This window comes from Nostoc sp. (assembly GCF_036917275.1).
Classification (GTDB): domain Bacteria; phylum Cyanobacteriota; class Cyanobacteriia; order Cyanobacteriales; family Nostocaceae; genus Nostoc.
In genome coordinates this window covers 89,069-111,870 of the sequence record NZ_JBALDF010000056.1, presented here as the reverse complement: position 1 = coordinate 111,870, position 22,802 = coordinate 89,069, and the positions used below count along the sequence as shown (strand labels likewise).

Genomic DNA, 22,802 nt, shown 5'->3' with positions numbered 1-22,802 from the left:
AAATTATTCAGATGCTGTTGTGGATTTTTTTTAACTGTTATCCTTTTTCAGGATTCAGTAAGGGCACTTCACGGCTATGCCTATACCACGAAAGCAAACTTTTAGTTAACTAGAGAAAACATTAATTCCCCTTCACAAGCAAGTTGACCGTCAACTTCGGCACGACCTTGCATCTTACCGAAACGACGTTGTTTTACCCATAACAGTTCCAACGTCATTACTAGTTGATCCCCCGGTACGACCTGGCGGCGAAAGCGGACTTTATCGATACCAGCGAAGACGAACAGTCCGTCTTCTTCCGGAGACATTTGAGTCAGGACAATGCCCCCGACTTGCGCCATTGCTTCGACAATTAGCACCCCTGGCATCAGTGGACGTCCAGGGAAATGTCCTTGAAAATGGGGTTCATTGATAGTGACATTTTTAACCCCAACAGCTTTTTTACCTGGAACGTAGTCAATTATTTTATCTATAAGTAAAAATGGGTAGCGGTGGGGTAGCAATTTCTGAATTTCTTCAGATGTGAAACTTGTTTTAATCTCAGAACTGATTGTAGTCTCATTTTTAGCCTGTGGTTCGGTAGATGTGGTTGTATCGATGGTATTCACTTCAGTGAGGATTGACATTGACCGTGTAGTTGATTTTTCATCTGAAAGTTGAGTAGGCAGGCGTATATCCAAAGCTTAATAATCCTAGATTTTTGGCTTTAGTTCTACTCCAAAATCTAAAATCGTTCGACTGAGCTTTCGCGCAGCGTCTCGTAGAGAAGCCGAAGTCCTAAATCTAAAATTCTTTGAGCCAGTTGAATGTGTAAATTATGACTAGCTTTATACGCTAAGAAATGAGCACTAGGAAAAGTTCCTAGTAAACTTAAATCTCCTACTAAATCCAAGATTTTATGACGGACTGGCTCATTTGCAAATCTTAATGGTGGATTTAGCCAGCCTTCTGATCCACAAACAAGTGCATTATCCAAACTGCCACCTTTAATTAACCCTGTTTTTTGTAAGTGTTCAATTTGATGCAGTAACCCAAAAGTACGGGCAGGAGCAATTTCCGCAGCAAAGCTAGCAGAAGCTTTTCCTAGTTCAGCACTTAGTGACCAACTATGCCATTGATTACCAATGGCGGGCAGGTCAAAATCAATACCGTAACTAAAGCGGGTTTCTGGTGCTGGGAGGGCACATACAAAGGCATCCCCTTGATAGACCCATATTGGTTCTGTAATAGCCTTGGGAACTTGGTTGTTAACAGGTTGTGATACTAAGCCAACTTGGGCAATGTTGGCTGTCCACACACTTGCTGAACCATCCAAAAGTGGAACTTCTGGGCCATCAATTTCAATCCGGGCATTATCCACACCCATACCAGAAAGTGCTGCCAACAAATGCTCTACCGTGCGAACAGATACCTCACCCTTGCCCAACTGAGTTGAGAGAACAGTGTGACTAACTGCCGCAACTTGGGCTGGAATGATCGGCAAATCTGGTAAATCCACCCGCACAAAGTAGCGTCCACTTCCTGCCTCAGCTGGTAGTATCCGCACCTGGGTACTCACACCGCTATGCAGTCCCACCCCTGTTTGGATGATTTGGGCGGCTAGAGTGTGCTGTTGCATAGTCGAAAAGTCAATATATTTCTTTTAGTATTGTTCATCGTCTGTTTTGGTAAAATCCCTGATATTTCCCTAAAAATGTCATTAATCCCTTTATCGGAACAGTATTGAGGTAAATGTGAAAATTAGCAAGCTAATCCAAAAAAGTTATGAGTTAAGAGTGAGGAGTGAGGAATTAAAACTTATAACTCCTGGGCGCAAGACCTCGCGCCCCTTCTAACTCCTAACTGGTTAAAACCTTTCGCCAATACCGAAATTAATCCGGCTATCACCGTCATCGTTGATACCATAGTCAATCCGAATTGGCCCCAGTGGAGACTGGACGCGAACGCCAAGACCATAGCCGAAACCACTACCATTTTTGTTCAACACTTCAGCTGCCCTAGTATTAGTTCCCAGGTCACTGCCGACATCAAAAAATACTGCGCCGCTGACTACTGAAAAAACTGGGAACCGATACTCAACTGATGCTTGCACATAAGAGCGTCCACTAGCTAATGCTCCTTCTTCATAACCCCGGACGGAGTTGCTACCGCCAAGGGTAAAAGCTTCGTAGGGAGGCAAGTCACCGAAGATGGTTCCTGCTTGCAGGTTAAATGCTAAGGTTTGTGCCCCTTTGCTAAGGCTAATCAGCTTGATGGGTAAATATTGGCTGTAGCTACCCCGGAATCTGGTGAGGAAAATGCTGCCTAGTCCGATAGGAACCGACTGATCAACCCCGAAGCGGAGATAAGAACCGCTAGTGGGTTGCAGCGGGTTATTACGGAGATCGCGCTGTGCCCCCAGTTGCAGCAGTAATAAATCGTCTTGACCGCTGCTAGATAAAGTCAGTGGAATTTCATCACTGGTGCGGATGCCGTTATCATCATTAAATACCGCTCCTGTTTTTCTGAGATTGCCATCAGCATCACGGGCAGAAACTCGTTGATACTGTAAACCCGCTGAAGCAGTCCAGACGGAAGTTTTGTAAGGATTGGCAGACAGGGGACGGGTAAAAGTAACACCACCACCTATACGGAGAATGCGGGGGCGATCCTGAGAACCTGTATTAGTGGGATTATCTGGGTCAAACGTCCTAATATCTTCATCTTTGCCATCAAAAATCAATGAAATGGAACTTCGGCGAAAAATATTTGTTGTGTAAGAAGTCCGGTAGGGATCTCCCGCGATCCAGGGGTCTGTGAACCGTAGGTCAAACAGCAGTTCCCGTTCTCCCACCTGTACTTCTGCCCCCAGCTTTTGGTTTCTACCGTTCAGATTTTGCTGTTGATAGCTTACTGTTCCAAAAAGTCCGCTAGCAGAACTAATCCCTGCCCCAGCTGCAATAGAACCGCTGCTGCGTTCAGCTACATTCACTACTACATCCACCTTGCTGGGGTCACTACCAGGGTCAAGGGACACATTCACATCTTCAAACAGCCCTACTCCATACACGCGCTGTAGGTCTTTTTGCACTGTGTTGCGATTGAATACTTGTCCTGGCTTCAACTCCAATTCTCGTGTAATGATGTAATCCTGTGTGCGTCCCCGAATCGGTTGTCCTTTCTCGTCTGTCTCCTGACCATCTTTATTACGGAACCGGACTCTAATATTTTCTACTACCCCTTCTGCTATTTGCAACGTAACAACTCCGTTTTCAGAGACTTGGGGCGCTCCAATTACGTTGGCTAGCACGTAACCTTGGTCTTGATATCGCTTGTTTAACTGCTTAATGCCTTCTTGCAAGTCACGCAAGTTGAGGATTTTGCCATACTGCTCCCGAAATACTTCATCCACAGTATTAGCTGGTAGTACAGAAGCAACACCAGTGCCAGGATTAGCTTGCACTTCTACTTTGCTCAGAACGGGGTTAGGCTGCACAACAAAGCTCACCCGCACTCCCAAGGGGGTATCTTCTGGCGTTGCCTGGACGTTAGAGAAGAAGCCAGTACCAAAGATGGCGTTAATATCTTCTTGTAGTTGGCTGCGGGTTGTCGTTCGTCCTGGTTGGGTACGAATTACTTTGTAAACTTGGTCTTCTAGTTCTGGTGATAGTTGCCCAGCCTGTGATCTAATTAATACTTCTGATACCAGTACGCGGGGGTCATTGGCTTCTGGGGCTGTGTTGGGTTGAGTATTTCCCGGAGTTGCCGGCGGGTTAATATTCTGCGGACTGGGAATAGCACCTGGGGATGTGTTGGGTTGAGTATTTCCTGGAGTTGTTGGCGGGTTAATATTCTGCGGACTGGGAATAGCACCTGGGGCTGTGTTGGGTTGAGTATTTCCTGGAGTTGTCGGGGGGTTAATAATCTGCGGACTGGGAGTAGCGCCTGGGCGTGGGGCAGGTGTTCTTTGTTGACTAGCTGGGGGGGGAATGTCTGGAGTTGTGGGTAATAAAGGTTCCGTTGTCGGTGGATTGACATTTTCTGGGACTGGAGTGGTTTCAGGAGTTGGGGAAGGCGTTGGTTGTTGAATTTCTGGCGGTGGAATGTCTGGAGCGGGAGATGGCTGTTGAGTAGGGCTAGGATTGATGATTTGAGCGGTTTGTGCAGTTTTTGGCGTTGTGGAGGTTGGTATTATTACCTTTGATGTCGCGATCGCTGCTGGATTGGCAGGGTAAATTGCGACAATGCGGGATTGGAGACCCTCCCCCTCTATAACTCCTGTGGGATTAGGTCGAAATACTAGACTTTTACTAGAGTCACCCTGACCAGTATCCTTTTCTGGCTGCTGATTTTTTTCTAGTGTCAAAACTTCTCTTGTTTGTTTTGAACTGTTGGCGGTTTCTGCATTTGCACTCAATGAACCGCCCAAAGGGACTGCAATTGCTACTGCTGCCAGCAATATGGGAGATAAACGCATTTTACTTATTGATTCCTCTTCACGACCACACACACACCATCACAAGGCAATAATGCCCTCATGCCAAAGGTAAAACTCAAAACATAATTTTTTTCTTTTGCTTTTTTACTTTACAAGGCAAAAGGCAAAAGTCAAATTTCAGGAGGCAGGAGTAACCCACGTTTAAAAGCGTGGGATTGATCTTGGACGCTTTGGATCTCGCACCACCTGAGGTGAGAGACAATTCTTCTTTTTAAACTGGCTAATGACCCATGACTAAAGTTTTCATTCATAATTCTTTCCTTTTGTCTCCTGCTTTCTCTTATAATTTCTTCTTACCTTTTGGTTTTTACCTGTTTAACTTGTAGTTTCTACAGCTTTTAGCACTCTTTGTAAAACCTCTTGGTAGGCATCCTCTACATTTCCTAAGTCTCGGCGAAAGCGGTCTTTGTCCATTACTCGGCGGTTTGAGTCATTTTCTGCGGTATCCCACAAACGGCAGGTGTCGGGGCTAATTTCATCGGCCAAGAGCAACTGCTGTTGTGAGTCCAAACCAAACTCTAGTTTGAAGTCTACTAGAGTAATGCCGCACCGCTGCCAAAAGTTATTGAGAAATTTGTTGATGTGCAATGCTAGATGTGTTATTGCGTCTACTTGTTCCGCAGTAGCTAGTTCTAGCAGATACAGGCGATCGCGTGTCAATAAAGGATCTCCTAATTGGTCGTTTTTGTAATAAAACTCTACCAAAGGCTGTTTCAAAATTGCACCCACTGGTAACCCTGTTTGCTGACACAGACTCCCAGCAGCAATATTTCTGATAACTACTTCTAAGGGTAAAATCTTTACTGCTCTCACTAGCATCTGATTCGGGGCAGGGCTGTTGATAAAGTGAGTCTTTATACCATTTGCCTCCAACTGTTTAAAAAGCTGGCTGGAAATGCTACAATTAATTTTTCCTTTTCCTTGGATACTGCCACGCTTTTGGGCATTAAACGCCGTGGCGTCATCCTTAAAATCAGCCAACAAGACTTCGGGATCGTCCGTTGTATAAAGAATTTTTGCTTTGCCTTCGTATAACTTGGAATTAACAGACATGGTGGCAGGTAAAGTTCTAGGCGATGGACGATTTTTGTCGTTTCGGGCTTCACCATTTTATCTTTAGTTATTGACTATTAGTCATTGGCGATTATTGAGTGCCGACTACTGAGTGGTAAATCTCACTTCTTCACTCATAACTCGGAACTCAGAACTGTTTTGCCCAATGCCTCATTGGCCAGTTGCCAAACATTCAGAACTGAATCTCTAACTTTTAACAGACGACAATTAGCTTTATTATATAGTAGGTTTATCTAAGTGCTTTACTCAATAAATTAGTAATCATTTTTACAAAAAAATCTAGTAAGCACGTACATCTTTTAATACTTTGTAAGCCAGGGTTTCAACTGAAGTTAATTACAATCTGAACTTTATAAATTAAGATGAGATAAATTGATAACTCGGAGGGAAGTAAAATATACTCTTTAATCGTTTTAACAGGGAATTTTTTGTAATATTTAAGGTAAAAGTATTTCAAGCTTTATCTTCTAGCCTCAAAATCTGAATCAGCCAATTTCTGCATCACCAATTTGAAAAGGAGTTGGATGATTTGATTTCCCGCAGTCTGATAAAAGAAAGATTAGGGTAGCTAGTGATTCAGCTTTAGACATTTAAATAAAAAGGGAGTTAAATAATTTGGAGAAAAAAATAGTGAACAAAGATGATTTTCTCTACCCTCGTGGTCGCTACTACGGTCAGGTAAAGCCAGAAAACTTGGTTTTTAATGCGAATCTCCAGGAATTTGCCCAACGAGTAAGCTACATTTGCAACTTAGAAACAGGTGGAAAACTGCCTCCAGGTGCAGCTTACGAACAAATAAAGGATCTATGGAAACAGTTGAAACGCTCAAAAAAAGAGCTAAGAATTGGTGAAGACCCCTTTCAGGATGACCAGGGAGAGGTTCAAGATTGAAGGGGAGAGGCGGGGACGCTGGGACTGATAACTCATAACTCCTAAGTCTCTCACTCAAAACTACTTAGTAAGCATTGTCCAAATACCATCCCAGGACTATGACAAAATTTTTGTAATTAATGATACAGATGTTGTTAGTGTATATCAACAGATCAGTCTTTAGGTTGGATGCATTTGGTGGATTCAAAACAGGCGATCGCTTGTGAGAAGTGCGTGGTAAATAAGCAGTGCGTCCGGATATGATAGTTAAACAGAAACTCTTGAGTGTTGGCATCTAGAGGGGTGCTGCGATCGCCAATTAACTTGTAGATATTCACCGCCTAGTGTTTTCCTTTGACGCGAATTTTATCTAACTGGCGCACCCAAATGCGATCGCTGCAAAGTTTGTAAGTAAATTAACTTAAAGGAATATCACAATCATATTGCTTAGTTACCGCTTCCAAGGCTTCTCCACTCCCCTATGTCAGCTGTTCTGAAAATATCACCTTTTGGTAGTAATCTTGTAGCTGCCTGGTGGCAGATGGCCAACCCCAACTTTCTGCTTCCTGGCGAGCATTTTGACGGATGATGTCTCGTTGTTGTTTTTGTTCTAAGAGGCGAATAGTAGCAGCGATCGCTCCTTGAACATCTGCTGTTGGCTCGAAAAGATATCCATTTACCCCATCTGTCACAATATCAGGAATTCCCCCCGAACGGGCTGCTACCACCGGACAGCCAGCAGCCATCGCTTCTAGTAGTACTAACCCTAGTGTTTCTGTCCGGGAGGGAAAAATAAAGGCATCAGCGCTAGCAAAGGCAGAACCCAACTCTTGCCCCATGAGATACCCAACAAAATAAGTGTTTGTGCCAGCAAAGTGTTTTTGCAATGCTTGACGGTGGGGACCATCCCCAACTAATGCCAACCGCGCTTGGGGAATTGCCTCTAAAATAGGTTTGATGCGCTCAATTTCTTTTTCAGCGGAAAGCCGCCCAACATAAAGTAGCAATGGACTTTCTGGATGGTTTTGTGATAGACGCGATCGCATCTCTACACTAGCCAAATCAGGATGAAATAATTCTGTATCCACCCCACGCTGCCATAAATCTACCCGTTCAATACCGTGTGCTGTCAGTTCCTCCATCATTGCTGTTGAGGTACACAGATTCAAAGCTGCTTGATTATGAGCACCTTTGAGTAGTTCCCAAAGAAAACCTTCCAGCATCCCCAAGCCGTAATGCTGGAGATATTGGGGTAAATGCGTATGATAAGACGCCACTAAGGGGATTTTGAGGATTTTACTATAAAATATCCCAGATAAACCCAAAACTGCTGGATTCACGACATGAATAACATCTGGCTTAAACTCTTCTAAGACGTAACCAATGGCTGGGCGGGGTAATGCCATTTTCAATTCTGGATACAATGGCAGAGGAAAGCCAGTAACGCCGTAAACTTTAGCGCCTTTGTATTCAGTGATGCCTCCATCAGGGGCAATCACCAAAACTTGATTACCACTACGCTGTAAATGGTCAACGGTATGGCGCAGGCGCGTCACAATGCCGTCAACCTTGGGCAAGAAGGTTTCGGTGAATAGGGCAATTCTCATATAAAACTATTCAGTCCAGGCAGATAATCTCAGCTTTGCTTGCGTTTCGGTATCAAACACAGAATAGACCCTCTCCTGTGGTGTAATCAACTCTGTACAGTCAGATTTAATGTTTTGCCTCTGTTTTTGTACAAAGTCCGAGATATCCTCAATGTTGACAATCCAATCTTTGGCGTAAGCAGCTAGTACTTCACCACGTAACCCTAACTGAATAGCGCGTCGTTCTAATTTTGCCCCAGATGGATGATGGTCTGGGTCCCATTGTAGGCGAACTTGCGATCGCTTCAATGCTCTTTGCCATGCACTTTTATTGGGATAAAGTTCTGGAACGTAGCTAGAATGAACAGCCGTCGCTAAAATTTCTTCAATTGCCGAACGCTTAATCCAAATAGCTAACACTACCTCTTGCCCATTTTGTGTACCCCATCCGGAACGATACATCATCCAGAGGAAGTTAGGTTTTATCCAACTCATGCGCTCAAAACTGAACTTACCACCAAAATAACCATAGGTGGCGGCGAAGTCACCAATAGCTGGACGATAAGCTTGATAAACAACAATTGAATGGTCGTCATATTGTGCTAAGATATGACGACCATTTTTCGGCCAATTACTGACTTGAGTTAAATAAGGTTCTGTTATCAACCGCACGCAGAGTTTACCCTAATTTCTGTGCCAAGAGACTTTAGGTAGAATTTGTTTGTGATCAACTCGTTTCTGATACTTGATGGCAAAGTTTAACAGAGAATCGAGTAGAGAATCAGAAAGCAAGTGAGGCTCTAAACCTAAATCGAGCAATTTAGTGTTTTTAGCGTTGAAGTAATGTTCCTCTTTCTCGACTCTAGGATTATCTAAGTGATTGATTTCTACATTCAATCCCATAGCGTTACCAGCTTTTTTCACCATCAATGCCAAGTCGCTGACGCTGAATTGTTCAGTAAATTGGTTGAATACGCGGAATTCACCAGGTTGTGCAGGGTTAGCGATCGCTAATTCTACACATCGGACTGTATCCCGAATATCCAAAAATCCGCGAGTTTGCCCGCCTTTACCGTAAACCGTTAAGGGGTGTCCAATAGCTGCTTGAATGCAGAAGCGGTTCAGTGCAGTACCAAACACGCCATCGTAATCAAGCCGATTAATCAACAGTTCGTCCATCCCCGTTTCTTCGGTTAAGACGCCGTAAACTACACCCTGATTTAAATCTGTTGCCCGCAATCCCCAAATCCGGCAAGCAAAGTGGATGTTATGACTGTCATGGACTTTGCTTAAATGGTACATTGAACCAGGCTGCTTGGGATAAGGTAAGGTATCCTTGCGTCCATTGTGTTCAATAGTGATGTACCCTTCTTCTATGTCGATGTTGGGTGTACCATATTCACCCATCGTCCCCAGCTTCACTAAATGACAGTCTGGGAAATCTTCCCGCATGGCGTACAACAAGTTCAACGTACCAACTACGTTATTGACCTGGGTGAGAACTGCATGTTCGCGGTCAATCATCGAAAATGGAGCCGAACGCTGTTCTCCAAAATGTACTAAGGCGTTTGGCTGAAATTGATGTAATGCTTTGTTGAGAAATTCGTAGTTAGTAATATCGCCGATGAACAGGTCGATAGATTTGCCAGTCAAATCTTGCCAGTGCTGGAGGCGTTGCTGAATTAGTGCGATCGGAGTGAGAGTTTCGACACCCAGTTCATTATCCCAATGCCGCCGCACTAAACTATCTAAAATTCCAACTTCATAACCTCGATTGGAAAGGTAAAGAGCAGTTGCCCAACCGCAATATCCATCACCACCAATAACCAGGACTTTCATCTTCACCAGTTTTTACTTGCTGATAGCTAAATCTACCAGGTTTCTGTCCCCTCTCAATCATCATTCTGGCAAAGATGTCAATTTAGGTAGCAGGGGGAGAGGGGAATTCTCCTAACTCCTGTACAGACGCGATTAATCGCGTCTCTCCTAAGTCCTAACTCAAAACTTGGAAATCCGATATTGCTGGGCAATGTAATAAAACAAACGATAGTAATCTTGAAATTCTTGGCTCTTGCATCGTCCCTGCCAGTAGTATTTTACTTGACTCTGAGTTAGTGTCAGTGTCATCGAACCTACTCCCTTGTCAACTTCTACAACCAGCACCCCAGATATTCCTTGGGCAGTCTGAAAGTTGGGATTTATCTTTTTCACAGAATTTTGGTCTGTAACAATCGAATTTGGTAGCTGCTGACTTGCCCACCCCCGAATTTCCACTGTTTTGTTCTGGGGTGAAATAAATACAATTCCATCATCATTTTCTGGGGCTGCTAATGAAGTCCAGTTACTTGGATATGGAAATTCAAAGCCATAACGGGAGTTGCTATAAGTTTTCCATGTGATAGTTCCGGCGTTAAAATCGTTTGCAGTGCAACCCCAGAGGATTATGAACAGGGCAATGGCTTTGCTAACGCTGGAGGCAAACCGATAAATTCTTCGCCCCAAACTACAGGTTTTATTAGCAGTAGTCATTTATATTACGCATTTTGCCAAAATTATTGATTTTAGAGAAATACCACGGGCAAGTTAGAGCCACCATACTATACTGTTGCTTGATTAAATCTAGTTAACCCCAGATAACTGTTTCGTAAATAACTCAGTTTGGTAACGATGTCATTAGTACACTGTGGCGTCAGTTTGCCTACCTTTAACAAGGGGATTTTGCCCCTTGTTAAGCTGCAAGTCTTCTTAATTGAGATGGTAGATGGATTTACACGCCCGCTGTACTAGTTAAAACAGCATCTAAATCCTAAATGTAAACAAATGTAACAAAAATGCCGTTAAAACGCTTTGCCATCTTGACAACCAATAAAAGAACCGATAACTTGATATACATACCCGGGTAAGACCGTTAAAGAGTTATATGCAAACGCAAACTAAGCAAAAGGTCACTTTGTATTTATCGCCAGAGTTGCACAGAAAGTTGAAGATTCGTTCAGCAGTCGATTCAGAACCAATGTCAGAACTTGCGGAACGTGCCCTCGTTTTTTACCTGTCTAATTCAGAATTGGTTGATGAGGTAGAAGATTCTTCTTATGGGCGGACTCATAGAGTTTATTCATGCCCAACTTGTGATACCTCACTAGTCTTACGCGATGGGGAACTGGTAACTTTGGGCAATCAACCAGGAGTAGTTGGTCAAGAACATCTTTCTATTGATGAGATGGATAAAGATGAAACCCATCCCAAGAGTGAGGAAGAGTTAGTTCCTTGCTAGATAAATAGAAATTATGAATTATTTATTCATGATTCGGTTGTCTTTACCAGAAGCAATGTCTCTACTGTCTCTATAAGGTCTCAAGTAGGTCGATGTATGAAAGAAGAGCTCAATATCCTAATTCAAGCTCAATACCCTTTAATCTACCTTGTGACCTCCGAGGAAGAGCGGGCCGAGCAAGCAGTTTCCACAATCGCCCAGTTGTTAAAGCCCCAGCGCCGGGTATTTGTTTGGACAGTAACACACGGGATTGTAGAGTATGGTCAACCCCGGAATGTCACCCAACATAATACCGTGTCTCCAGAGGCCGCGATTGAATGGATAATCCGGCAGAAAGAAGCAAGTATATTTATTCTTAAAGATTTACATCCCTTTATTGATGCGCCTGCAACAAACAGATCGTTACGTGATGCGATCGCTAGCTTTAAAGGTACGCAAAAGAACATCATTTTGATGTCGCCGATGCAACAAGTACCTATAGAGTTAGAAAAAGAAGTTGTTGTTATCGACTTTACACTGCCAGATATGGCAGAGTTAAATAAAGTACTGACTCAGCATGTAGACCAAAATCGTGGTCGGCGGCTGACAACAGAGGCTAGAGAAAAGCTTCTCAGAGCAGCTTTAGGTCTAACTAAAGATGAAGCTGAGAAAGTCTACCGGAAGGCGCAGGTAACTACAGGGCGTTTGACGGAAGATGAAGTAGATATAGTTTTATCTGAGAAAAAGCAACTAATTCGGCGCAATGGAATCTTAGAATATATTGAAGAAGATGAAACCATTGATGCAGTAGGTGGCTTAGAAGAGTTAAAAAGATGGCTCAAGCAACGCTCTAACGCTTTTACAGAAAGAGCGAGAGAGTATGGTTTGCCTCAACCAAAGGGGATGTTAATTCTCGGAGTTCCCGGTTGTGGTAAGTCATTAATTGCCAAAACTACTTCCCGGCTGTGGGGTTTACCACTGTTGCGGTTGGATATGGGGCGAGTCTATGACGGCTCAATGGTAGGACGAAGTGAAGCAAACCTGCGGAACGCCCTGAAAACAGCAGAATCTATTTCCCCAGCGATTTTATTTATCGATGAATTGGATAAATCCTTTGCTGGTAGTGGAGGTTCCTCCGATTCTGATGGGGGGACTTCAAGTAGAATCTTCGGTTCTTTCCTCACATGGATGCAAGATAAGAAATCACCAGTGTTCGTGATGGCAACTGCCAACAGAGTAGAACGCTTACCTGGCGAGTTCTTGAGGAAAGGACGCTTTGATGAAATTTTCTTTGTCGATCTGCCAACACCGGAAGAACGGCAGCAGATTTTCAATATTCATCTGACCAAGCGCCGTGAAGACATCTCTCGATTTGATCTTGAGCAACTAGCTAAGATGTCTGATGGCTTTTCTGGGGCAGAAGTTGAGCAAGCGATCGTTGCGGCAATGTATGAAGCTTTTGCCCAAGATCGGGAGTTCACCCAATTAGATATTATTGCTGCACTGAAGGCAACATTGCCGCTGTCTCGAACGATGCAAGAACAAGTAACGGCTCTGAGAGATTGGGCCAGACAGCGCGCCCGCCCCGCAGCATCCTCCGTAGCTGAATATCAGCGAATGGAGTTTTAAAAGCTTTCCTCTGCCATCCCAGGGGGAAAGGCTAGCTCCCAATGCTAGCAGTTATAAAAAAAGCCGCATCCTGTTAAGCGCGGCTTCGCCCAAAACAAACCGTTGTCGTTTTTCTCAATCTTCTCATTGGAGGAAACCCCAAATGTCTCACTTTAGCACCCTGCGTACCAAAATCACCGATGCCGAAATCCTCAAGGCTTCCTTGCGCGACCTCGGTATCAGCGTAAAGACTGAAGCTGATGTCCGTGGTTATAACGGTCAGCGTGTCCGTTCTGACATCGTTGCTATGTTGGATGGCGAATATGACCTCGGCTGGTCTCGCAACAGCGATGGTTCCTTTGACCTAATCGCTGACCTGTGGGGAGTTGCTAAGAAGCACAACCAAACCGAGTTGATCAACTCCATCAACCAAAAGTATGCCGTTAACAAAACTTTGGCTGAAGTAAAACAACGCGGTCTGCAAAACGCCAATGTGAAATTGGTATTGCAATAACAATTTCTCTGCGCGTTCCCAAAGCTGCACGGGTTAACCATATAAATAGCGGTTAGCCCGCTTTTTTATCGGGACTGAGATGTATTTCTCAGTCCCGATTTTTGATGACTTTAGTCAATACTAATTTAAAATAAGTAAGCCTTATTAACTTTAGCTTTTAAATTTGATGCCTGAATTTCGCAATGATTTTCAATCAAGAGCTATTACAGAAAGAGCAGGCACATTTACTGACAATATGAAATTACCTATTCATAGATGGTTTAGGTATTCTGCTGGATTTTCAGCAACTTGGGTTGAGGGAGTAATCGCAGAACTGGAACCTAAAATTGTCCTCGATCCATTTGCAGGATCGGGTACTGTTTGTATTGCTGCTGATAAACTTGGTGTCAACTCCTACGGCATTGAAGCGCACCCTTTTGTTTATCGCCTTGCACAAGGGAAGCTCTCATGGGAGATACATGCTCATGAGTTTTTGGAAGCAATCACTGAGATTAAAAATCTTGCTACTAGTCTTCAGCCAAAGTTTCCAGACAAAATGCCAGTGTTACTAAGCAAATGCTACACCGAGGAGGTATTAATACATCTCTTCAAAATTAGGCAAGCCTATTTAGAGCTAGCTCCAACCCTATCTGAAGAGTTACAGTCTCTCACCTTTCTAGCAATCTCTGCTACTTTACGATTGTCAAGCTATGTAGGGACGGCGCAGTGGCAATATATTCTTCCAAACAAACGAAAAGTCAAGATTTCTAAACCACTTAATGCACTAGATACCCAAGTCGCTTTGATGCTAGAAGATATGCGTTGTATGCAGTGTATTAGAACAGCAAGCCAAGCTACCCTGCTTAAAGAAGATGCAAGGATTTTAGAAGGTATTCCCGATAAGTCAATAGATTTAGTAATAACCTCTCCACCATATGCAAACAACTATGACTATGCTGATGCCACGCGTCTGGAAATGACCTTTTGGGGTGAGGTTAACTCTTGGGGGGATTTACATGATACAGTTCGCAAGTTTCTGATTCGTTCAAGTTCGCAACATGTCTCAAAGGATCGATTGAAATTAGATGCTTTGATAGCTGATCCAATCCTTGAGCCAATTCGAGATGAGCTAATCACTGTTTGTAAACAGCTAGAAAAAGTCCGAGAGACTAAAGCTGGCAACAAGGCTTATCACACAATGATCGCCGCATACTTTATTGATATGGGATCTGTATTCCATGCCCTTCGTCGAGTTACAACATCTGATTGCAAGATTTGCTTTGTAGTTGGAGATTCGGCTCCATATGGGGTGTATGTTCCAGTTGAGCAGTGGTTTGGAAAATTAGCAGATGAGGCAGGGTTTTGCTTATGGTCTTTTGAGAAAATTAGACAACGTAACGTCAAATGGAAAAATAGAAAACATAATATTCCTTTACATGAAGGAAGGCTTTGGATAGAAAGTTAAATTATGGCACTGTCACCATCACACAAGTTTGGTCAGCAACTAGGCAAACTTCTTGAAGATATCGTACTTTACGATATTCTTAAACCTCGACTACAGCAATTTGCCCAAGTCAAAAATTACTATCTTGACTGGCAGCGATCGCGTCCAGCTAGAAGTGGTAAAAAGGTTACTTGGGAGGATAAGTATGGAAATAAGCATGATCTAGATTTTGTAATTGAAGTCGATGGCACGGATAATAAGCTTGGCAGACCTGTTGCATTTATTGAATCTGCGTGGCGTAGATATACAAAGCACTCAAAGAATAAAGCTCAGGAAATCCAAGGGGCGATATTACCAATTATTGAGCTTCATCATCTATCTGCACCCTTTTATGGGGTAGTATTAGCTGGAGATTTTACAAAGCCAGCCCTAGAACAACTAAAAAATAATGGCTTTGCAGTTATTTATATCCCCTATAAGGGTGTAGTATCAGCATTTAAAGTAATTGATTTTGATGTTGCTTTTGATGAAGATACTGCTGACGAAAGCTATACTACAGCATTTAAACAACTTGATAACCTTACTAGTTCAGATAAAGAAAAACTGCGACAGGCTTTGATGCGAGTTTCTCAAGAAGAAGTAGATAGGTTTATGGAAACGCTTAGAAATTGTCTTGAGCGTTACATTAGTAATATAGTTTTAATTCCGCTTTTCGGAAAGAGATACGAATTTGATAGTATTGATGATGCAATTAGTGGGCTAGATACACTTAATATTGATAGTCCAGTTGGAGAATTTGAAAAATTTGAAGTTATCGTTGATTATAATAATAGCGATACAATTCGAGCTACTTTTCAAAACAAGAATTTGTTGACAGACTTTTTAATAAAGTTGGAACATTAAGTGAAGGTTAGGGAGAGATTCTTAAGCAGTGTCTTAAATTAGATTATTCAGTTTTTGTTACCTTGAAACACATAATTACTAATTGCAAGTGAGAATAGAAACGAGTATTTACAAGAGCTATGAGTACTCAAATCATCATTACCCTGCCAGAAGATATTTACCAACGTGCAGAACGCTTTGCCCGGTTGGCAAATCGTGATGTTGCCAGCATTTTAGTAGATACCATTCAACTTTCAATTCCGCCTGTTAGTGGCGAGATTACCGACCTTGAGCCTGTCTCTGTCCTTTCTGATGAAGAAGTCCTGGTGCTGACCGAACTGCAAATGGAACCAGAACAGAATGCCCGGTTAAGCGAACTGCTTGTAGGCGTAGCCCGTCGTAGACATCGCCAGCAATCAGGTACTCTTAGTGAAGGCGATCGCTCAGAGTTACAAATCCTGATGCAGGTCTATCAAGAAGGACTTTTAAGAAAAGCCACTGCATTGAGCGAAGCTGTCAAACGTGGGTTGATTGAACCTTTAAGCTAGTGAGCCAGATTCCTGAACAAGTCCGGGCGCAGATACGGATACAGTCGAAGTAGCTTTGTCGTACTCCGCAGGAGTTGCAAGCTAGCAAGAGCGTCTGGTAGAGTTGTGCGGTCTACGCCAACGCATTTGTTATTTCGGCGAACTCATTTGTTATTTCGGCGAACGCATTTGTTATTTCGGCGAACGCATTTGTTATTTCGGCGAACGCATTTGTTATTTCGGCGAACTCATTTGTTATCTTGGCATCTCCATAACGCACCCTACGAAACAACTAGAAGAGTTGAAACATAGTGCTGTTCATGCTTATGTGTACACCGTAGCCTCTTAGGAGAGAGGAATGGAAGTGAGGTCAATGTATTGCATACAAACGAAAAGGCTAAAACATTAAACAATCCGGTTGACAATTGTCCACACTTCCCCATCTGAGCGGACATAGGGAACAGAGATTGTCTTAAACCCAGTGATGAAGGGTTTGTAATAAATTCGCCAATACATTGGACTCAGTTCATTGGCACAAGCCTTCAGCAAACGGACTTCTGTCGCCAGTTCCCCAGCTAGTTGATTAATGCGTTGAGCATGAACCTGTGCCACTTCTTTAGCTTCCTCTAGCTGCTGCTCTTGGATAAGTTGTTTTGATTCACCTTGCGATCGCACTAACTTACCTTGTTTTTGTTTTATCTGGACTTCCAAAGCTGCGATCGCCGCATCTATGCCTTGGAGTTCAACTGATAATTGGGCATTTTCCCTGGCTTGACGACGGTACGCTTCAACCATTGCCTGGGGTGAATCATTCTCGGCAGAGATTACATTATTAATAGTGAGTGCAGCACGTTCTTCTAGGAGAATCTGAATTTGAGAGTTAAGCGCCGCCATTTCAGCCTGAATTTGCTCCATAAATCGAGTTTTAAGTGCTGAGTAAAATAGTCATCTAATTTCTTAAAAGCTTTTTGCCCCTTGGGTATCGAGAGAAAGCGATCGCACCTCGGCTGTAATTCCTTCTTGTTGCCAAGCAGCTAACATCGCCGCCTCCACAGCCTCTGAGTGTAACTTATCCGTCAAAGCTAACAGTGTCGGCCCCGCACCACTAATCACCATACCATAAGCACCAGCACTAACAGCTGCGATGTTGAGAGCATCATAACCAGGAATCAAAGCTTTGCGATAGGGTTGATGCAACTTATCTTGCAAACCTGTCTTTAACCATTGTCCGTTACCAGTTTCCAAGCCGCGCAACAATAACCCCAAATGTGCCATATTGAAAATCGTATCAGCGCGACTTACCTCAGTTGGGAGAACGCCCCGCGCCTCTGAAGTGGAAAGTTCAAAATCAGGCATAGCCACAACTGGTACAACATCTTTATGCCAGGGAACATCACAAATTTCCCAACCTGCGCCACTGGTAGCAGCGAGACGACATCTTCCCAATAAAGCTGGAACTACATTATCAGGATGTCCTTCCATTGCGATCGCTAACTCCATCACCTGCGACTGACTCATCGGCGCACCCTCAAGTTGATTAGCAGCAACCAACCCACCAACAATTGCTGTCGCCGAACTACCCAAACCCCTCGCCAGTGGGACACCCAACTTAATCTCTATTTTCACAATCGGCGGTGTCTGTTCTATATGCTGATAGAACTTGACAAACGCTTGGTAGAGGAGATTACTCTCATCAGTTTGGACTCGTTCAGCTTCTGTACCAGTGACATGAATAGTTAGCCCACCTTCTTCTAAGCGAGTGAACTTGAACTCGTTGTACAGCTTTAAAGCTGCCCCGATGCAATCAAAACCAGGCCCCAAATTAGCAGTTGTGGCGGGAACGGTAACAGTGATGGCAGAAACAACAGACATTGGTAAAACTCACTAATCATCAACTAGCATCCCATGTATTGGTAGCACTTTGGGGCGAGTTTTTAATGTTCTTTAATCCAGCACTATCGCTAGCTGAAAAATTGTGTTTTTCGCCCCCATTTTCGAGAGAATTTTAAGCACTATTATTTATTGACAAATTGTTTATGACCTTAACTGTTATCGATGCTTTGAGACTGTGAATGCGTAAAACTTATTATTAGATTTAAACCCGCCTGGGATGCGGCTGTAGCCAGAACCCCAGTACACTGTACCATCAACCACTGCTGCACCTGCAACTACTGATCCCCCACTGTTAAAATTCCACAGAATCTTACCAGTCTTTGCATCTAATGCATACATATTATTCTTATCGGCTCCTGATGCCATCGAGCCAGCATATACCACTCCATTCGCTACTGTCATTGGAGCCATATCTCTTTCACCTGCTGGATCTGCTGTCTGCCAGATAATTTTGCCAGTGGCTGCATCAAGCGCACTCCATGACCCACCCTTAATAGTCTCACCTGAGGGCTTTAATGTGTACTCCTGAAATCCGTAGTTTGAAATCGCTACATAGATTTGTTGACCATCCGTAGCCGAACCCCACATTATTCCACCAACAGGACCACCAGGACCAACAATTCGGCTCCAGACGACTTTTCCAGTATCCCGGTCAAGCGCCCAAAAGACACCACTCTTCTGACCAGCACCAAGTAAATCGCGCGATTTTCCAACATCTTTAACAGTGAAAAGCATCGGTGCCTGACCGAAATCATAATCTGGTCCTTTGGGGTCAGGGCAATTGGAGATACCACCATAGTAGCAGGCAACAGTCCAGGTATCGTATCCCTGTAGTTTATTTGCCCACTTAATCTTGCCAGTATCGAGATCAAGTGCCACGATCGCGTCAATATAATTATTGGGATCGAGGCATTGCGACTCATCAGGAGCTTTCTGTGAAGAGAGTTTTGTAATGCAATTTCTTACGGTTCGAGGCACATTGTAGTTATTGCCTGTTGCAATATATACCGAATTTCGCTTTGGATCGATTGCTGGTGTGCTACCCCATACTGCTCCACCTGAGTAGCCATCCGATTGACCATAATTTTCTGGTACAGTGTAAGTTTTCCACAGAAGCTTTCCAGTATTCAAATCTACTGCCGTCATGCTTCCACGGAATGTACAGCATGGGTAGTTTGGCTGGCTTGCTGCTGTTTCTTCAGAAGAGGCAACTCCAACATACACACGATTGCCATAAATGCTCGGTGATTGGGTAATAATAGCAGAAGGATGCTTGTCAAGTTTTGTTTTCCAGATTAGCTTCCCAGTATCTTTGTTAATTGCTATCAGGAAAGCACCTTCCTGGCTACCAATAATCACTTTATTGCCCTTAACTGCTGGACTTGTGCGTGAGACAGCTTTTGGGATACTTGGATCATTAATATAGCTGGCAATGCTATTTGCCCAAATCTGTGTACCCGTCTGTGCATCAATCTTAAAAAAATTACCGCCCCAGTCTGGCATATATACAGTTTTATCTACAACTGCTGGTGTTGCAGAGAGTTCACCACCTGCACTAAAAACCCATTTGGGAGACAAGTGTGTTACGTTCTTTGGATTGAGGTATTTCTCACCTGCTTGAGAGCGAGTATTGTTTAAGTTTTGACCACCCAATCTCCACTGATTATCCGATATACACGGACTTTCTTTAGCACTACTGCTAATTGTTGGCATGACAAAGACTAATGCTACTGTAACAATTCCAAGCGCTTGTTTACAGGATGAATAAGTTTTAATCACAGTCACTAATATCCTCCACTACTAAAAAGAATTTGCTATTACTTGACCGCACTTTTAATTAAAAATCTCAGCTTACTGAAGGGTTTCACAAAGTAAGTAATTGGGCTTTAAACTAACGTCTCTCGTGAGCTTTAATCCGCTTTTTACGAATTTGATGACTATAGGGTGAAATGGTAATAATGTGATCGCTACTATTGTTCCGATAAACGACAAAACATCAATATTTTATGTAAATAGGGTATATCAATGACGCACAATAGGCAATACTCCTGAAGAAAGCGAAGGTATTATTAATCAAAAGCAGGCGCTTACTTGCAATCACGATGAAAAACTTATGCGACTGTTTCATTAGTTTTTCAAAAGTTACCTATGAATTTTATTCAGTAATAATTTCCCGAAATCTAGCAAAATAGCTTATTTAAATGGTTTTTTTGAGTGCTTTATTTTGCTTAGTCAACACAGCTGTATATTTATCACTATTTCCAGTCCAAGTAAACTTCTTTACCCAATCTTTAAGATGTAAACTTATATAAATCTAATACCTTTTCAAATGCTTATAAGCGAAATTTTATCCTTTGCACAAATGTATTTCGTTCGCTTATTTAAAAGTCTATATTTTATGAAATTTTGTTTTGTTCTTAACAAAAACGGAATTTCTTCTTGTAACAGAAATAATTTTGTGATATATGATTGTGCTGAAAACTACATAAGTTAATTTTATATGTAAGCTGAAGACATTTATTATCAAGCAATAATCAAGTTTATACAAGCTTTATATAATGCTGTTACCTGTGATAAATCTGACTTTGTCCGTTAAGTCTCAAAAAGCTTGCTCACAAAGGATTGAAGAGAAAGGTCAGTATATACGGTAAAGTAATTGAAATCGGGTGCTAGAGGTAACAAAGAACATTGGACTGGTGGGAGAAAAATTTTGAAATAATGAGCGCAAAGTTTTTCTCCCAAACAACCCAAGCTGTTAACAGTTAGCTGGGCTATAGAAGCGTAGACAATACCCTTTTCCACAAGTCTATTAGTCAAAAAGGTTACTTCAAAGTTCCTAAAACGGGCGCTACCTCTACCTCGGAAATTTGCGGAACTAAGAATCTATGAGCATAAATCTGGGGATTGCTTTGCGAGACTATGGCATAAGACTGGCGAAGATTAGCATTGACTGCGACAGTCTTCACGTCGTACATCTGCATCGCCATCTTGGGATAGAAACCAATACCAATAATCATCAGCAGAAAACAGGCAGCGATAAACACTTCACGCGGTCTAGCATCGTCGTAGACTGCTTCCTCTGGTACGAGACAGTCCGTACCAAAACAAACTGTTCCGTCATCCTCTTGATTTTCCAAGCCTGCATTATTAATGTCGCAGATCAGTGCTGCACTCTGACCATAAAATACCTCTCGCAGCATGGAAAGTAGATAGATAGGTGTGAGGATGACTCCAACTGCTGCTAGAAAAACCGTTACGGTGCAGAAAGTCGAACTGTAAACGTCACTGCTTGTTATACCAACAAATACCGAGAGTTCGCCAGCAAAGCCGCTCATACCGGGAAGTGCCAGAGATGCCATGGCGGAGATTGTAAACAGGGCAAAGACTTTGGGCATGGCTTGACCAATACCGCCCATATCTTTCATTACCATTGTATGGCTGCGATCGTAAGTAACACCTGCTAAGAAGAACAGTACTGATGCAATCAAACCATGTGAAATCATTTGCAACATCGCGCCGTTGATTCCCAAATCAGTGAAAGACGCAATCCCAAGCAATACAAATCCCATGTGGGAAATCGACGAATAAGCTAAACGCCGCTTCATATTCGTCTGAGCAAAGGAGTTCAATGCACCATAGATAATGTTGACAACACCGAGAATGGCTAGAATCGGTGCAAAGTAAATGTGTGCATCGGGAAGCAACTCAAGATTCAGGCGAATTAGTCCATATCCACCCATCTTCAGCAATACACCAGCCAAAATCATCGATACAGGAGAGGATGCTTCGCCGTGGGCATCAGGCAACCAAGTATGCATCGGAAAAACAGCAAGCTTGACACCAAATGCAATCAGTAACCCTGCATAAAGTAGCAGTTGTAAACCAAGAGGATATTCTTTCCTGGCGAGGGCGGTTATGTCAAATGTCATGTTACCGCCGCCATATAGCCCCATTGCCAGGGCTGCCACTAAAATAAATATAGAAGCCGCTGCGGTGTACAACAAAAATTTCGTAGCCGCATAACGACGCCTTTGCCCACCCCAAATACAGACTAGTAGGTAGACGGGAATCAGCTCTACTTCCCACATAATGAAAAATAGCAGCAAGTCTTTGGCAACGAACACCCCTACCTGTGCAGAATACAGCACCAGCATCAGAAAATAGAAGAGGCGAGGTCTGTGATTAACTTGCCAGGCCGAAAAAATTGAGAGTGTAGTGACAAATCCTGCCAGAAGCACAAGGGGAACTGAAAGTCCATCGACTGATACCGCCCAGTTCAAACCTAACTGAGGCATCCAGGCATAATTCTCCACAAGTTGAAAACTAGCACTACTGGCATCGTAATGCTTCCAAAATGCATAGCACATTAATGCAAAATCTGCAATCCCTACACCCAGTGCATACCACCGCACGCGCTTACCATCTTTATCAGGTAACACAGGGATGAGCAGGGAAGCAACAAGTGGCAGTAAGACAATTGCAGTAAGCCAGGGAAATTGATCCGCTATCATGTATGTATATAAAAATACTTATTTAGTCAATTATGTCATTCTACAAAACTTTGTAACAATTTCTTCATAAATATTTGTCCCAGTTAACTGCTTTGACCGAAAAACAATTGACTGGAGACTATGAAAGAAATATTTTTATTTGTTAAGTGTTGTTGTATACGCAGTTGATGATGGTTGCTTACTC

20 protein-coding genes and 1 pseudogene are annotated in these 22,802 nt (G+C 43.0%); 7 read left to right on the top strand and 14 right to left on the bottom strand.

What is annotated here, in order from left to right; all coding sequences use genetic code 11:
* Positions 1 to 101: 101 nt before the first annotated feature.
* The 4 genes from fabZ to purC all read right to left on the bottom strand — a co-directional run bounded on the left by fabZ (position 102) and on the right by purC (position 5,530).
* The gene (fabZ, locus tag V7K35_RS21335) at positions 102 to 626 is read right to left on the bottom strand and encodes a 3-hydroxyacyl-ACP dehydratase FabZ (RefSeq protein WP_334793667.1); all 525 of its coding nucleotides are present in this window, start codon (positions 624 to 626) and stop codon (positions 102 to 104) included.
* A gap of 98 nt (positions 627 to 724) precedes the next feature.
* Entirely contained in the window at positions 725 to 1,618 is an 894-nt protein-coding gene (gene lpxC, locus V7K35_RS21330; RefSeq protein WP_334793646.1) for a UDP-3-O-acyl-N-acetylglucosamine deacetylase, read from the bottom strand.
* A 228-nt stretch (positions 1,619 to 1,846) separates the two neighbouring features.
* Complete coding sequence (locus V7K35_RS21325) at positions 1,847 to 4,456, bottom strand: BamA/TamA family outer membrane protein (protein ID WP_335081358.1); 2,610 nt, start codon at positions 4,454 to 4,456, stop codon at positions 1,847 to 1,849.
* Positions 4,457 to 4,792: 336 nt separating this feature from the next.
* Positions 4,793 to 5,530, bottom strand: a complete 738-nt coding sequence (gene purC / locus V7K35_RS21320; protein WP_335081356.1) for a phosphoribosylaminoimidazolesuccinocarboxamide synthase — start codon at positions 5,528 to 5,530, stop codon at positions 4,793 to 4,795.
* Positions 5,531 to 6,166: 636 nt separating this feature from the next.
* Between purC and V7K35_RS21315 the strand changes: the two genes are divergently transcribed.
* The gene (locus V7K35_RS21315) at positions 6,167 to 6,442 is read left to right on the top strand and encodes a DUF7219 family protein (protein WP_273762410.1); all 276 of its coding nucleotides are present in this window, start codon (positions 6,167 to 6,169) and stop codon (positions 6,440 to 6,442) included.
* 96 nt (positions 6,443 to 6,538) lie between these two features.
* On the opposite strand, the pseudogene V7K35_RS29780 reads toward V7K35_RS21315, so the two are convergent.
* The 5 genes and pseudogenes from V7K35_RS29780 to V7K35_RS21290 form a co-directional block, all read right to left on the bottom strand.
* Positions 6,539 to 6,885, bottom strand: a pseudogene (locus tag V7K35_RS29780) (adenylate/guanylate cyclase domain-containing protein); the annotation flags it as partial.
* Between the two features lie 15 nt (positions 6,886 to 6,900).
* Positions 6,901 to 8,028, bottom strand: coding sequence for a glycosyltransferase family 4 protein (locus V7K35_RS21305; RefSeq protein WP_335081352.1), 1,128 nt, complete (start codon positions 8,026 to 8,028; stop codon positions 6,901 to 6,903).
* Positions 8,029 to 8,034: 6 nt separating this feature from the next.
* On the bottom strand, positions 8,035 to 8,679 hold the full coding sequence (locus tag V7K35_RS21300; RefSeq protein ID WP_335081350.1) for a DUF4291 domain-containing protein: 645 nt from the start codon (positions 8,677 to 8,679) through the stop codon (positions 8,035 to 8,037).
* A 12-nt stretch (positions 8,680 to 8,691) separates the two neighbouring features.
* Positions 8,692 to 9,846 carry an NAD-dependent epimerase/dehydratase family protein gene (locus V7K35_RS21295; protein WP_335081348.1) on the bottom strand — a complete coding sequence of 385 codons (1,155 nt, stop codon included), beginning with the start codon at positions 9,844 to 9,846 and terminating at the stop codon, positions 8,692 to 8,694.
* 159 nt (positions 9,847 to 10,005) lie between these two features.
* On the bottom strand, positions 10,006 to 10,536 hold the full coding sequence (locus tag V7K35_RS21290) for a hypothetical protein (protein WP_335081346.1): 531 nt from the start codon (positions 10,534 to 10,536) through the stop codon (positions 10,006 to 10,008).
* Positions 10,537 to 10,927: 391 nt separating this feature from the next.
* On the opposite strand from V7K35_RS21290, the gene V7K35_RS21285 reads away from it, so the two are divergent.
* The 6 genes from V7K35_RS21285 (at position 10,928) to V7K35_RS21260 (ending at position 16,235) form a co-directional block, all read left to right on the top strand.
* Complete coding sequence (locus tag V7K35_RS21285) at positions 10,928 to 11,281, top strand: hypothetical protein (RefSeq protein WP_335081344.1); 354 nt, start codon at positions 10,928 to 10,930, stop codon at positions 11,279 to 11,281.
* A 96-nt stretch (positions 11,282 to 11,377) separates the two neighbouring features.
* Positions 11,378 to 12,889, top strand: coding sequence for a stress-responsive protein Ycf46 (ycf46, locus tag V7K35_RS21280; protein ID WP_335081342.1), 1,512 nt, complete (start codon positions 11,378 to 11,380; stop codon positions 12,887 to 12,889).
* A 142-nt stretch (positions 12,890 to 13,031) separates the two neighbouring features.
* Positions 13,032 to 13,382, top strand: a complete 351-nt coding sequence (locus V7K35_RS21275; protein ID WP_012407317.1) for a DUF1257 domain-containing protein — start codon at positions 13,032 to 13,034, stop codon at positions 13,380 to 13,382.
* 166 nt (positions 13,383 to 13,548) lie between these two features.
* A complete protein-coding gene (locus V7K35_RS21270) occupies positions 13,549 to 14,826 on the top strand; it encodes a DNA methyltransferase (protein WP_335081341.1) in 1,278 nt (425 codons plus the stop codon).
* A 3-nt stretch (positions 14,827 to 14,829) separates the two neighbouring features.
* Positions 14,830 to 15,708 (top strand): hypothetical protein, encoded by an 879-nt coding sequence (locus V7K35_RS21265; RefSeq protein WP_335081339.1) that lies wholly within the window; start codon positions 14,830 to 14,832, stop codon positions 15,706 to 15,708.
* Positions 15,709 to 15,827: 119 nt separating this feature from the next.
* Positions 15,828 to 16,235 (top strand): hypothetical protein, encoded by a 408-nt coding sequence (locus V7K35_RS21260; protein ID WP_335081337.1) that lies wholly within the window; start codon positions 15,828 to 15,830, stop codon positions 16,233 to 16,235.
* Between the two features lie 112 nt (positions 16,236 to 16,347).
* Here V7K35_RS21260 and V7K35_RS21255 read toward each other — a convergent pair whose 3' ends face one another.
* From V7K35_RS21255 to V7K35_RS21235, 5 genes are all read right to left on the bottom strand, one after another.
* Positions 16,348 to 16,494 carry a hypothetical protein gene (locus V7K35_RS21255; protein WP_335081336.1) on the bottom strand — a complete coding sequence of 49 codons (147 nt, stop codon included), beginning with the start codon at positions 16,492 to 16,494 and terminating at the stop codon, positions 16,348 to 16,350.
* 125 nt (positions 16,495 to 16,619) lie between these two features.
* The gene (locus V7K35_RS21250) at positions 16,620 to 17,129 is read right to left on the bottom strand and encodes a hypothetical protein (RefSeq protein ID WP_335081334.1); all 510 of its coding nucleotides are present in this window, start codon (positions 17,127 to 17,129) and stop codon (positions 16,620 to 16,622) included.
* A 42-nt stretch (positions 17,130 to 17,171) separates the two neighbouring features.
* Positions 17,172 to 18,086, bottom strand: a complete 915-nt coding sequence (gene thrB / locus V7K35_RS21245) for a homoserine kinase (RefSeq protein ID WP_335081332.1) — start codon at positions 18,084 to 18,086, stop codon at positions 17,172 to 17,174.
* Positions 18,087 to 18,263: 177 nt separating this feature from the next.
* A complete protein-coding gene (locus V7K35_RS21240; RefSeq protein WP_335081330.1) occupies positions 18,264 to 19,892 on the bottom strand; it encodes an outer membrane protein assembly factor BamB family protein in 1,629 nt (542 codons plus the stop codon).
* Between the two features lie 1,037 nt (positions 19,893 to 20,929).
* Positions 20,930 to 22,618, bottom strand: a complete 1,689-nt coding sequence (locus tag V7K35_RS21235) for an NAD(P)H-quinone oxidoreductase subunit 4 (RefSeq protein WP_335081328.1) — start codon at positions 22,616 to 22,618, stop codon at positions 20,930 to 20,932.
* Positions 22,619 to 22,802 lie beyond the last annotated feature (184 nt).

Coding starts and splice junctions, on each gene's coding strand:
- ycf46 (WP_335081342.1), top strand. CDS start 11,378: ATGAAAGAAGAGCTCAATATCCTAATTCAAGCTCAATACCCTTTAATC.
- V7K35_RS21325 (WP_335081358.1), bottom strand. CDS start 4,456: ATGCGTTTATCTCCCATATTGCTGGCAGCAGTAGCAATTGCAGTCCCT.
- purC (WP_335081356.1), bottom strand. CDS start 5,530: ATGTCTGTTAATTCCAAGTTATACGAAGGCAAAGCAAAAATTCTTTAT.
- V7K35_RS21235 (WP_335081328.1), bottom strand. CDS start 22,618: ATGATAGCGGATCAATTTCCCTGGCTTACTGCAATTGTCTTACTGCCA.
- thrB (WP_335081332.1), bottom strand. CDS start 18,086: ATGTCTGTTGTTTCTGCCATCACTGTTACCGTTCCCGCCACAACTGCT.
- V7K35_RS21305 (WP_335081352.1), bottom strand. CDS start 8,028: ATGAGAATTGCCCTATTCACCGAAACCTTCTTGCCCAAGGTTGACGGC.
- V7K35_RS21270 (WP_335081341.1), top strand. CDS start 13,549: ATGCCTGAATTTCGCAATGATTTTCAATCAAGAGCTATTACAGAAAGA.
- fabZ (WP_334793667.1), bottom strand. CDS start 626: ATGTCAATCCTCACTGAAGTGAATACCATCGATACAACCACATCTACC.
- V7K35_RS21295 (WP_335081348.1), bottom strand. CDS start 9,846: ATGAAAGTCCTGGTTATTGGTGGTGATGGATATTGCGGTTGGGCAACT.
- V7K35_RS21250 (WP_335081334.1), bottom strand. CDS start 17,129: ATGGAGCAAATTCAGGCTGAAATGGCGGCGCTTAACTCTCAAATTCAG.
- V7K35_RS21285 (WP_335081344.1), top strand. CDS start 10,928: ATGCAAACGCAAACTAAGCAAAAGGTCACTTTGTATTTATCGCCAGAG.
- lpxC (WP_334793646.1), bottom strand. CDS start 1,618: ATGCAACAGCACACTCTAGCCGCCCAAATCATCCAAACAGGGGTGGGA.
- V7K35_RS21290 (WP_335081346.1), bottom strand. CDS start 10,536: ATGACTACTGCTAATAAAACCTGTAGTTTGGGGCGAAGAATTTATCGG.
- V7K35_RS21275 (WP_012407317.1), top strand. CDS start 13,032: ATGTCTCACTTTAGCACCCTGCGTACCAAAATCACCGATGCCGAAATC.
- V7K35_RS21260 (WP_335081337.1), top strand. CDS start 15,828: ATGAGTACTCAAATCATCATTACCCTGCCAGAAGATATTTACCAACGT.
- V7K35_RS21265 (WP_335081339.1), top strand. CDS start 14,830: ATGGCACTGTCACCATCACACAAGTTTGGTCAGCAACTAGGCAAACTT.